Annotated in this window: 10 protein-coding genes; all 10 read left to right on the forward strand. The window is 60.6% G+C overall.

Annotated elements, in window-relative coordinates; all coding sequences use genetic code 11:
* The first annotated feature begins 31 nt into the window (after positions 1-31).
* The 10 genes from nuoG (at position 32) to GQX66_RS16835 (ending at position 11,946) form a co-directional block, all read left to right on the forward strand.
* Positions 32-2,746: an NADH-quinone oxidoreductase subunit NuoG gene (gene nuoG / locus GQX66_RS16790; RefSeq protein ID WP_240870097.1), complete on the forward strand. Its 2,715-nt coding sequence runs from the start codon at positions 32-34 to the stop codon at positions 2,744-2,746.
* Positions 2,743-3,750: an NADH-quinone oxidoreductase subunit NuoH gene (gene nuoH / locus GQX66_RS16795; RefSeq protein WP_007951460.1), complete on the forward strand. Its 1,008-nt coding sequence runs from the start codon at positions 2,743-2,745 to the stop codon at positions 3,748-3,750. The genes nuoG and nuoH overlap by 4 nt, the downstream gene beginning before the upstream one ends.
* Positions 3,751-3,761: 11 nt before the next feature.
* Positions 3,762-4,310 carry an NADH-quinone oxidoreductase subunit NuoI gene (gene nuoI, locus GQX66_RS16800; protein WP_007951461.1) on the forward strand — a complete coding sequence of 183 codons (549 nt, stop codon included), beginning with the start codon at positions 3,762-3,764 and terminating at the stop codon, positions 4,308-4,310.
* 9 nt (positions 4,311-4,319) lie between these two features.
* Entirely contained in the window at positions 4,320-4,820 is a 501-nt protein-coding gene (gene nuoJ, locus GQX66_RS16805; protein WP_007951462.1) for an NADH-quinone oxidoreductase subunit J, read from the forward strand.
* A gap of 3 nt (positions 4,821-4,823) precedes the next feature.
* Positions 4,824-5,132 (forward strand): NADH-quinone oxidoreductase subunit NuoK, encoded by a 309-nt coding sequence (gene nuoK, locus GQX66_RS16810; RefSeq protein WP_003180046.1) that lies wholly within the window; start codon positions 4,824-4,826, stop codon positions 5,130-5,132.
* Positions 5,129-6,982, forward strand: a complete 1,854-nt coding sequence (nuoL, locus tag GQX66_RS16815; RefSeq protein WP_085612666.1) for an NADH-quinone oxidoreductase subunit L — start codon at positions 5,129-5,131, stop codon at positions 6,980-6,982. The genes nuoK and nuoL overlap by 4 nt, the downstream gene beginning before the upstream one ends.
* Positions 6,983-7,021: 39 nt before the next feature.
* Entirely contained in the window at positions 7,022-8,554 is a 1,533-nt protein-coding gene (gene nuoM / locus GQX66_RS16820) for an NADH-quinone oxidoreductase subunit M (RefSeq protein ID WP_011334963.1), read from the forward strand.
* A 7-nt stretch (positions 8,555-8,561) separates the two neighbouring features.
* Positions 8,562-10,025 (forward strand): NADH-quinone oxidoreductase subunit NuoN, encoded by a 1,464-nt coding sequence (nuoN, locus tag GQX66_RS16825; protein WP_011334964.1) that lies wholly within the window; start codon positions 8,562-8,564, stop codon positions 10,023-10,025.
* Between the two features lie 193 nt (positions 10,026-10,218).
* Positions 10,219-10,404 carry a hypothetical protein gene (locus GQX66_RS16830; protein ID WP_102687963.1) on the forward strand — a complete coding sequence of 62 codons (186 nt, stop codon included), beginning with the start codon at positions 10,219-10,221 and terminating at the stop codon, positions 10,402-10,404.
* Positions 10,405-10,620: 216 nt separating this feature from the next.
* A complete protein-coding gene (locus GQX66_RS16835) occupies positions 10,621-11,946 on the forward strand; it encodes an OprD family porin (RefSeq protein WP_240870099.1) in 1,326 nt (441 codons plus the stop codon).
* The last annotated feature ends 177 nt before the right edge of the window (positions 11,947-12,123 follow it).

A 12,123-nucleotide genomic window follows, 5' to 3' on the forward strand; every position in this document is an offset into this window, starting at 1 on the left:
CTGACACCGGGCCAACGAAGACCTTTGAACCATGGCCACTATCCACGTAGACGGCAAAGCGCTCGAAGTCGACGGGGCAGACAACCTGTTACAGGCATGTCTGTCGCTGGGCCTCGACATCCCTTATTTCTGCTGGCACCCCGCGCTTGGTAGCGTCGGGGCCTGCCGCCAGTGCGCGGTCAAGCAGTACACCGACGAGAACGACACCCGTGGTCGCATCGTCATGTCCTGCATGACCCCTGCCACCGACAACACTTGGATCTCCATCGACGATGAAGAATCCAAGGCGTTTCGCGCCAGTGTTGTTGAATGGCTGATGACCAACCACCCGCACGACTGCCCTGTGTGCGAGGAAGGCGGTCACTGCCACCTGCAAGACATGACCGTGATGACCGGCCACAACGAGCGCCGTTATCGCTTCACCAAACGTACCCACCAGAACCAGCAACTGGGCCCGTTCATTTCCCACGAAATGAACCGCTGCATCGCCTGCTACCGCTGCGTGCGTTTCTACAAGGATTACGCCGGCGGCACCGACCTCGGTGTATTTGGCGCCCACGACAACGTGTACTTCGGTCGCGTTGAAGACGGCACCCTCGAAAGCGAGTTCTCCGGCAACCTCACCGAGGTCTGCCCGACCGGTGTGTTCACCGACAAGACTCACTCCGAGCGCTACAACCGCAAGTGGGACATGCAGTTCTCGCCGAGCATCTGCCATGGCTGCTCGAGCGGTTGCAACATCTCCCCGGGCGAGCGTTACGGCGAACTGCGTCGCATCGAAAACCGTTACAACGGTTCGGTGAACCAGTACTTCCTGTGCGACCGTGGCCGTTTCGGTTATGGCTACGTCAACCGCACCGACCGTCCACGTCAGCCGCTGCTGGCCGACGGCACCAAGCTTGGCCTGGATGCTGCGCTGGACAAAGCCGCCGACCTGCTGCGCGGTCGCAACATCGTCGGTATCGGTTCGCCGCGTGCCAGCCTGGAAAGCAACTACGCGTTGCGTGAACTGGTAGGCGCCGAGCACTTCTACTCCGGTATCGAAGCCTCCGAGCTGGAACGCATCCGTCTGGTCCTGCAAGTGCTGAAAGACAGCCCGCTGCCAGTGCCGAACATGCGCGACATCGAAGACCACGACGCCGTGTTCGTCCTCGGTGAAGACCTGACCCAGACCGCTGCCCGCATGGCCCTGGCCCTGCGTCAGGCGGTAAAAGGCAAGGCCGAAGACATGGCCGAAGCCATGCGCGTCCAGCCTTGGCTCGACGCCGCCGTGAAGAACATCGGTCAGCACGAGCTGAACCCGCTGTTCATCGCCAGCCTGGCTGAAACCAAGCTCGACGACATCGCCGAAGAATGCGTACACGCCGCTCCGGACGATCTGGCCCGCATCGGTTTCGCCGTGGCTCACGCCCTGGACGCCAGCGCCCCTGCCGTTGAAGGTCTGGACGCCGAAGCCCTGGAACTGGCCAAGCGCATCGCCGACGCACTGCTCGCGGCCAAGCGTCCACTGATCATCGCCGGTACTTCGCTGGGCTCCAAAGCCTTGATCGAAGCCGCTGCGAACATCGCCAAGGCCCTGAAGCTGCGCGAGAAGAACGGTTCGATCAGCCTGATCGTGCCGGAAGCCAACAGCCTCGGCCTGGCCATGCTCGGTGGCGAATCGGTTGATGCCGCGCTGCAAGCGGTCATCGACGGCAAGGCCGACGCCATCGTCGTGCTGGAAAACGATCTGTACACCCGCACCGCCAAGGCCAAGGTCGATGCGGCACTGAACGCTGCGAAAGTAGTGATCGTTGCCGACCATCAGAAGACCGCCACCAGCGATCGCGCGCATCTGGTTCTGCCAGCCGCCAGCTTCGCTGAAGGCGACGGTACGCTGGTCAGCCAGGAAGGTCGCGCCCAGCGCTTCTTCCAGGTTTTTGACCCGCAATACATGGACGCGAGCATTCTGGTCCACGAAGGCTGGCGCTGGCTGCACGCCCTGCGCGCCACCCTGCTGAACCAGCCGATCGACTGGACGCAACTCGACCACGTGACCGCTGCCGTTGCTTCGAGCACGCCGCAACTGGCGCGCATCGTCGACGCCGCTCCGTCCGCCTCGTTCCGCATCAAGGGTCTGAAACTGGCGCGTGAGCCGCTGCGTTACTCCGGTCGCACCGCGATGCGCGCCGACATCAGCGTTCACGAACCACGCACCCCGCAAGACAAGGACACCGCGTTCGCCTTCTCGATGGAAGGTTACTCGGGCTCCGCCGAACCGCGTCAGCAAGTGCCGTTCGCCTGGTCGCCGGGCTGGAACTCGCCGCAAGCCTGGAACAAGTTCCAGGACGAAGTCGGTGGTCACCTGCGCGCTGGCGATCCGGGCACCCGCCTGATCGAGAGCACCGGTGATTCGCTGAACTGGTTCGCCAGTGTTCCGCGCGCGTTCAACCCGGCCCAGGGCACCTGGCAAGCCGTGCCGTTCTACCACCTGTTCGGCAGCGACGAGAACTCGTCGAAAGCCGCTCCGGTCCAGGAACGCATCCCGGCCGCCTACGTTGCACTGGCCAAGTCCGAAGCGGACCGTCTGGGCGTCAACGACGGCGCATTGCTGAGCCTCAATGTTGCCGGCCAGACCCTGCGTCTGCCGCTGCGCATCAATGAAGAGCTGGGCGCTGGCCTGGTTGCACTGCCGGCCGGTCTGGCAGGCATTCCGCCGGCGATTTTCGGCCAAACCGTTGATGGTCTGCAGGAGGCAGCGCAATGACCTGGTTCACCCCTGAAGTGATCGATGTGATCCTGACGGTCATCAAGGCCATCGTGATCCTGCTGGCCGTGGTGGTCGCAGGCGCGTTGCTCAGCTTTGTCGAGCGTCGCCTGCTGGGCTGGTGGCAGGACCGTTACGGTCCGAACCGCGTGGGTCCGTTCGGCATGTTCCAGATCGCGGCCGACATGCTGAAGATGTTCTTCAAGGAAGACTGGACCCCGCCGTTTGCCGACAAGGTGATTTTCACCCTGGCACCGGTGGTGGCCATGTCCGCCCTGCTGATCGCTTTCGCGATCATCCCGATCACCCCGACCTGGGGCGTGGCGGATCTGAACATCGGCCTGCTGTTCTTCTTCGCCATGGCCGGTCTGTCGGTCTACGCGGTGCTGTTCGCCGGCTGGTCGAGTAACAACAAGTTCGCCCTTCTCGGCAGCTTGCGTGCCTCGGCGCAGACCGTGTCCTACGAAGTGTTCATGGGCCTGGCCCTGATGGGCATCGTGGTGCAGGTCGGCTCGTTCAACATGCGCGACATCGTCGAGTACCAGGCGCAGAACCTGTGGTTCATCATTCCGCAGTTCTTCGGCTTCTGTACCTTCTTCATCGCTGGCGTGGCCGTGACTCACCGTCACCCGTTCGACCAGCCGGAAGCGGAACAGGAACTGGCCGACGGTTACCACATTGAATACGCCGGTATGAAATGGGGCATGTTCTTCGTCGGTGAATACATCGGCATCATCCTGATCTCGGCGCTGCTGGTCACCCTGTTCTTCGGTGGCTGGCACGGTCCGTTCGGCATCCTGCCGCAACTGTCCTTCGTCTGGTTCGCACTGAAGACCGCGTTCTTCATCATGCTGTTCATCCTGCTGCGCGCTTCCATCCCGCGTCCGCGTTATGACCAGGTGATGGATTTCAGCTGGAAATTCTGCCTGCCACTGACCCTGATCAATTTGCTGGTGACCGCTGCAATCGTGTTGTGGAACACGCCTGCGGTTGCGGTTCAGTGAGGATTTGACCCATGTTCAAATATATTGGCGACATCGTTAAGGGTACCGGTACCCAGTTGCGCAGCCTGGTCATGGTCTTCGGCCATGGCTTTCGCAAGCGCGACACCCTGCAATACCCGGAAGAGCCGGTCTACCTGCCACCACGCTACCGTGGTCGCATCGTCCTGACCCGTGACCCCGATGGCGAAGAACGCTGCGTAGCCTGCAACCTGTGCGCCGTGGCTTGCCCGGTGGGTTGCATCTCGCTGCAGAAAGCTGAAACCGAAGACGGTCGCTGGTACCCGGACTTCTTCCGTATCAACTTCTCGCGCTGCATTTTCTGCGGTCTCTGCGAGGAAGCCTGCCCGACCACCGCGATCCAGCTGACCCCGGATTTCGAGATGGCCGAGTTCAAACGTCAGGACCTGGTGTACGAGAAAGAAGATCTGCTGATCTCCGGCCCCGGCAAAAACCCTGATTACAACTTCTATCGTGTTGCAGGTATGGCCGTTGCGGGCAAGCCGAAAGGCGCCGCACAAAACGAAGCCGAGCCGATCAACGTGAAGAGCTTGCTGCCTTAAGGAAGAACGATGGAATTCGCTTTCTATTTCGCATCGGGTATCGCTGTTGTGTCCACATTGCGTGTGGTCACCAACACCAATCCTGTGCACGCCCTGCTCTACCTGATCATTTCGTTGATCGCCGTGGCCATGACCTTCTTCGCACTCGGCGCTCCGTTCGCCGGCGTGCTGGAAGTGATCGCCTACGCTGGCGCCATCATGGTGCTGTTCGTGTTCGTGGTGATGATGCTGAACCTCGGTCCCGCCTCGGTTCAGCAGGAACGCACCTGGCTCAAGCCCGGGATCTGGGCGGGGCCGGTCATTCTCGCCGCCCTGCTGCTGGCCGAACTGCTGTATGTGCTGTTCGCTCACCAGAGCGGTCAGGCCATCGGCCACACCACCGTCGATGCAAAAGCCGTGGGCATCAGCCTGTTCGGTCCGTATCTGCTGGTGGTCGAACTCGCCTCGATGCTGCTGCTCGCTGCAGCCGTCACGGCGTTCCATTTGGGCCGTAACGAGGCGAAGGAGTAAGACATGCCTGCTATCCCTCTCGAACATGGATTGGCCGTCGCCGGCATCCTGTTCTGCCTTGGTCTGGTCGGCCTGATGGTCCGCCGCAACATTTTGTTCGTGTTGATGAGTCTGGAAGTGATGATGAACGCCTCTGCACTGGCCTTCATCGTTGCGGGCGCCCGCTGGGCGCAACCGGATGGACAGATCATGTTCATCCTGGTGATCAGCCTTGCAGCCGCCGAAGCCAGTATTGGCCTGGCGATCCTGCTGCAACTGTATCGCCGCTTCCACACGCTCGATATCGACGCTGCCAGTGAGATGCGCGGATGAACCTACTCTTTCTGACTTTCGTATTCCCTCTGATCGGGTTCCTGTTGCTGTCGTTCTCGCGCGGCCGCTTCTCGGAAAACCTGTCGGCGCTGATCGGTGTCGGCTCCATCGGCCTGTCTGCCATCGTCGCGGCCTACGTGATCTGGCAATTCAACGTCGCGCCACCGGAAGGTGGCGTCTACACCCAGGTGCTGTGGCGCTGGATGTCGGTGGAAGGTTTCCAGCCTGACTTCGCGCTGTACCTGGATGGTCTGTCCGTGACCATGCTCGGTGTGGTCGTTGGTGTCGGCTTCCTGATCCACCTGTTTGCATCGTGGTACATGCGTGGCGAAGACGGTTACTCGCGCTTCTTCTCGTACACCAACCTGTTCATCGCCAGCATGCTGTTCCTGATCCTGGGCGATAACCTGCTGTTCATCTACTTCGGTTGGGAAGGCGTGGGCCTGTGCTCGTACCTGTTGATCGGCTTCTACTACAGCAACCGCAACAACGGTAACGCCGCACTCAAAGCCTTCATCGTCACCCGTATCGGCGACGTGTTCATGGCGATCGGCCTGTTCATCCTGTTCCAGCAACTGGGCACGCTGAACGTCCAGGAACTGCTGGTGAAGGCGCCTGAGCACTTCAAGGTCGGCGATTTCTGGATCGTGCTGGCGACCCTGATGCTGCTGGGTGGTGCGGTCGGTAAATCGGCGCAACTGCCGCTGCAGACCTGGCTGGCGGACGCGATGGCCGGTCCTACCCCGGTTTCGGCACTGATCCACGCCGCAACCATGGTGACTGCCGGTGTCTACCTGATCGCCCGTACCCACGGTCTGTTCGCCTTGGCGCCGGACATCCTGCACCTGGTCGGCATCGTTGGTGGTGTGACCCTGGTACTGGCCGGTTTTGCCGCGCTGGTACAAACCGACATCAAACGTATCCTCGCCTACTCGACCATGAGCCAGATCGGCTACATGTTCCTGGCGCTGGGCGTTGGCGCCTGGGAAGGCGCGATCTTCCACCTGATGACCCACGCCTTCTTCAAGGCCCTGCTGTTCCTTGCCTCCGGTGCGGTGATCGTTGCCTGCCACCACGAGCAGAACATCTTCAAGATGGGCGGCCTGTGGAAGAAACTGCCGCTGGCCTACGCCAGCTTCATCGTCGGTGGTGCCGCTCTGGCCGCCCTGCCACTGGTGACTGCAGGTTTCTACTCCAAGGACGAAATCCTCTGGGAAGCGTTCGCCAGCGGCAACCACGGTCTGCTTTACGCAGGTCTGGTCGGCGCATTCATGACGTCGCTTTACACCTTCCGCCTGATCTTCATCGCGTTCCATGGTGAAGCCAAGACCGAAGCCCACGCCGGTCACGGCATCGCTCACTGGCTGCCGCTGTCGGTGCTGATCGTGCTGTCGACCTTCGTCGGCGCCATGATCGTTCCACCGCTGCACGGCGTACTGCCCGAGAGCGTTGGCCATGCCGGTGGCGAAGCCAAGCACAGTCTGGAAATCGCTTCGGGCGCCATCGCCCTGGCCGGTATCCTGCTGGCGGCCCTGCTGTTCCTCGGCAAGCGTCGCTTCGTGACCGCGATTGCCAACAGCGGCATCGGCCGTCTCCTTTCGGCCTGGTGGTTCGCTGCCTGGGGCTTCGACTGGATCTACGACAAACTGTTCGTGAAGCCGTACCTTGCGATCAGCCACATGCTGCGCAAAGACCCGCTCGACCAGACCATCGGTCTGATCCCGCGCATGGCCAAGGGTGGTCACACCGCCCTGAGCCGTACCGAAACCGGTCAACTGCGTTGGTACGCTGCTTCGATGGCTGCTGGTGCCGTGTTGGTCATCGGCGCTGTCGTGCTGGTAGCGGTCTGATATGAACCTTGCGAATTTGCGAAAGGAAACGAGCCCGTCATGATTCTGCCTTGGCTAATCCTGATCCCCTTCATCGGCGGCCTGCTGTGCTGGCTGGGTGAGCGCTTCGGCGCCACCCTCCCCCGCTGGATTGCGCTGTTGACCATGACCCTGGAACTCGCCCTCGGCCTCTGGCTGTGGGCCCACGGTGACTATTCATTTGCTCCGGCGCCTGGCGCCGATCCGACCTGGGCGCTTGAGTTCAAGCACGTCTGGATCCAGCGCTTCGGCATCAACGTGCACCTGGCCCTCGACGGCCTGTCGCTGCTGATGATCCTGCTGACCGGTCTGCTGGGTATCCTGTCGGTACTCTGCTCGTGGAAAGAGATTCAACGTCACGTTGGCTTCTTCCACCTGAACCTGATGTGGATCCTGGGCGGCGTTGTCGGCGTGTTCCTGGCCCTCGACCTGTTCATGTTCTTCTTCTTCTGGGAAATGATGCTGGTGCCGATGTACTTCCTCATCGCGCTCTGGGGTCACAGTTCTTCGGACGGCAAGAAAACCCGTATCTACGCCGCGACCAAGTTCTTCATCTTCACTCAGGCTTCCGGCCTGATCATGCTGGTGGCGATCCTCGGTCTGGTCCTGGTCAACTACAACAGCACCGGCGTGATCACCTTCAACTACGCCGATCTGTTGAAGACCAAGATGTCGATGACCACCGAGTACATTCTGATGCTCGGCTTCTTCATCGCCTTCGCGGTCAAGCTGCCAGTGGTTCCGTTTCACTCCTGGCTGCCTGACGCTCACGCCCAGGCGCCGACTGCAGGTTCCGTCGACCTCGCCGGTATCTTGCTGAAAACCGCGGCCTACGGTCTGCTGCGTTTCGCCCTGCCGCTGTTCCCGAACGCCTCGGCCGAATTCGCGCCGATCGCCATGACCCTCGGTCTGATCGGGATCTTCTACGGTGCGTTCCTCGCTTTCGCGCAAACCGACATCAAGCGTCTGATCGCCTTCTCGTCCGTTTCCCACATGGGCTTCGTACTGATCGGCATCTACTCCGGCAGCCAACTGGCGCTGCAAGGTGCCGTGATCCAGATGCTGGCGCACGGTCTGTCGGCGGCGGCACTGTTTATCCTCAGCGGTCAGCTGTACGAGCGTCTGCATACTCGTGACATGCGTGAGATGGGCGGTCTGTGGTCGCGTATCGCTTACCTGCCGGCGATCAGCCTGTTCTTCGCAGCCGCCTCTCTGGGTCTGCCGGGTACCGGTAACTTCGTCGGCGAGTTCCTGATCCTGATCGGTACGTTCGCCAGTGCTCCATGGATCACCGCGATTGCCACCTCCGGTCTGGTGTTCGGTTCGGTCTACTCGCTGATCATGATCCACCGCGCTTACTTTGGTCCGTCCAAATCGGATTCGATCCTGCACGGCATGGACGGTCGCGAACTGATCATGGTGCTGGGCCTTGCGGTACTGCTGATTTACCTCGGCGTCTACCCGCAACCGTTCCTCGACACTTCTGCCGCCACGATGCATGGCGTGCAGCAGTGGCTCGGCACCGCCTTCACTCAACTCGCTTCGGCCCGGTAAGAGCGCTATGGAATTCACGATTCAACACTTTATTGCGCTTGCGCCACTGTTGATCACCAGCCTCACCATTATCGTGGTGATGCTGGCAATCGCCTGGCGCCGCAACCACTCGCAGACCTTCCTGATTTCGGTGGCAGGTCTGAACCTGGCCTTGCTGTCGATCCTGCCAGCGCTGAAAGTCGCGCCTCTGGCCGTGACTCCATTGCTGCAGATCGACACCTTTGCCTGCCTGTACATGGCGCTGATCCTGGTCGCCACCCTCGCTTGCGTCACCCTCGCCCACGCCTACCTCGGCGATGGCGGTTCGGGTTACCCGGGCAACCGTGAAGAACTGTACCTGCTGATCCTGATGGCCGCCGCCGGTGGCCTGGTTCTGGTCAGCGCGCAGCACCTGGCCGGCCTGTTCATCGGTCTGGAACTGCTGTCGGTGCCGGTCTACGGTCTGGTGGCCTACGCCTTCTTCAACAAGCGTTCGCTGGAAGCCGGCATCAAGTACATGGTGCTGTCGGCCGCCGGTTCCGCGTTCCTGCTGTTCGGTATGGCGCTGCTGTACGCAGACTCGGGTTCGCTGAGCTTCGTCGGTATCGGTCAGGCCCTGGCCGCGACCGGCTTGCCAAGCTCGCTGGCACAACTGGGCCTGGGCATGATGCTGATCGGTCTGGCGTTCAAGCTGTCGCTGGTACCGTTCCACTTGTGGACGCCGGACGTGTACGAAGGTGCTCCGGCACCGGTGGCCGCGTTCCTCGCCACCGCGTCGAAAGTGGCTGTGTTCGCGGTCATGGTTCGTCTGTTCCAGATCTCCCCTGCCGCAAGCAGTGGCGTACTGAGCAACGTGCTGACCATCATCGCCATCGCTTCGATCCTGTTCGGTAACCTGCTGGCCCTGACCCAGAGCAACCTCAAGCGTCTGCTCGGTTACTCCTCCATCGCGCACTTCGGCTACCTGCTGATCGCACTGGTGGCGAGCAAGGGTCTGGCGGTGGAAGCCATCGGCGTGTACCTGGTCACCTACGTGATCACCAGCCTCGGCGCCTTCGGCGTGATCACCCTGATGTCCTCGCCGTACAACGGCCGTGACGCAGACGCCCTGTACGAATACCGCGGCCTGTTCTGGCGCCGTCCGTACCTGACCGCCGTACTGACCGTGATGATGCTGTCCCTGGCCGGTATCCCGCTGACCGCTGGCTTCATCGGCAAGTTCTACATCATCGCTACCGGTGTCGAGTCGCACCAATGGTGGCTGGTAGGTTCCCTGGTACTGGGCAGCGCCATCGGCGTGTTCTACTACCTGCGCGTGATGGTCACCCTGTACCTGATCGAACCAAACCTGCGCCGCCACGACGCCCAACTGCACTGGGAACAGAAAGCAGGCGGCGTGATGCTGCTGGCAATCGCTGTGGTTGCGTTCTTCCTCGGCGTCTACCCACAACCGCTGCTGACCCTGGTTCAGCAATCGGGCCTGGCGGGCTGATCGCTCAGCGATAGTTGGCTAGAAACAGAAACGGCACCTTCGGGTGCCGTTTTTGTTTTTGTGGGATTTTGATTTTCAACGCCCTCCCCTTTTTAGGAATTTGCCTTCAAAACGATGAGCAACGGCTGACATCACGCAGTTGGCCTATGCCGTTAAATTCGAAAGTCACCCATCAAGTGGAGATCCAGAAACCATGAAGCGAGATATTTTTTCAGAGTTGATGGACGGCCTAAAGGCGTTAGCCGAAGAACGCAAAGACAAAGTCACCTTGAAAAAAACGCGCGCCCAACGGATCGGAACCATGAAGGGCCAACTCACACTTCCCAATGACATCGATACCTCTCTGCCAGAAGACGTGCTGGATAGCTTCGAACGGTAGAAACGAACATTTGCATACATGGAACGATCAGACCCCACCCTGTGTGTGAGTTTCGCCCGCCCCACCTGACAAAATTGTAATTCCCCAATCACCTCCGCGTTATCTGCAGCCTGCAACGATGTCACCCGGCGACCATGCCGGCGGGCCCCTTGTCCGTCGAACAATAAAACCCACGCCGAAGCTCGTTCCCGTTCTGCCGAACCCAAGGAGTGATTGATGGTTAACAACACAAAAATATCGATGGCCGCTCTGGCAGTGGTCGTCGGCGCCGGGCCGTCCTCGGTGTTTGCAGAAGAAAAACCCGAAAGGTTTATCGAAGGCAGCAGCCTGACGGTGCTCAACCGTAACCTTTACTTCAACCGTGATCACCGCAACGGTCAGTCCAGCCCTACCGGCAATGGATACTCCGAAGCCTGGGCCCACGGCATCATCGGCAAGTTCGAATCCGGTTTCACCCAGGGCACCGTCGGGGTCGGGGTGGATGCATTTGCGATGATCGGCCTGAAGCTCGACACCGGCGACGGCCGCAACGGTGGCCGCAGTTCGTTCGATGTGTTGCCGGTCAACAGCGACGGTGAAGCACGGGACGAATACACCAAGGTCGGCGGCGCCGCCAAAGTGCGGGCCTTCGATACGGTGGTGAAAGTCGGTGATGTGTTCCCGGCCAACCCGGTGGTCGCGGCAGGTGATTCGCGATTGCTGCCGGAAAGCTTTCGCGGTGTGACCGCGACCAACAACAGCGTCGAAGACCTGTCGATCCAGGGCGGCCGGTTGCATGCGATGAGTCAACCGGTGTCCAGCGACCTGCGCGAGAACTTCGCGACCTTCTATGCCGGCCCGGTCAACTCGCCGTGGATCGCTTACGGCGGCGGCGATTACGCGCTGAACAAAAACCTGAGTTTCAGCCTGTACTCCAGCCGCCTCAAAGATGCCTGGAACCAGTACTACGCCGGCACCGCCTGGACGTATCCGCTGTCGGATGACCTGTCGCTGTTCGGCGGCCTGAATTACTACAAGGCGGTCGACGAGGGCAAACAATTGCTCGGCGAGTTCGACAACAACATCTGGAGCGGCCGCGTCGGCGTGAAACTCGGCGCGCATTCCGTCGCCCTTTCCCACCAGCGCAACAACGGCAACGACGACTTCGACTACTTGCGCCAGTCCGACTCGATCTTCCTCGACAACTCGATCCAGTACAGCGACTTCAACTCGCCGAAAGAACGCTCGTGGATGGTGCGCTACGACCTCGACATGACCCCCTACGGCGTGCCCGGCCTGTCGTTCATGACCCGTTATGCACGCGGCACCGACGCCGATTACTCCAACGCCAACGCCGTGTACATGCGCCGCGATGCCGACGGCAATCCACTGACCGACCAGAAGCGCTGGGAGCGTGACATCGAAGTCAAATACGTGGTGCAGAGCGGTTCGATGAAAGACCTGTCGCTGCGCCTGCGCCAGGCCACGACCAGAGCCACGGCATTTGAGTCGGACCTGGATGAGGCACGGGTGATCGTCGAATACCCGCTGGCGATTCTCTGAGTTTTACGAGCAATGCCCATTCACCTTTAGAAGCTCCTTGCTCCTTTGGTAAGAGGTGAATCCTTTGGCGTCCTTCGGGGCGCTTTTTTTTGTTCCGCAAATAACAGATCGATTTCTTGACCGGACAAGCGGTCACCTGCCATCTTCGCCAGCGCTGAAAAACAAGAACAACGAGGG

The sequence above is a fragment of the Pseudomonas sp. B707 genome (assembly GCF_022496685.1).
Lineage (GTDB): Bacteria > Pseudomonadota > Gammaproteobacteria > Pseudomonadales > Pseudomonadaceae > Aquipseudomonas > Aquipseudomonas paraglycinae.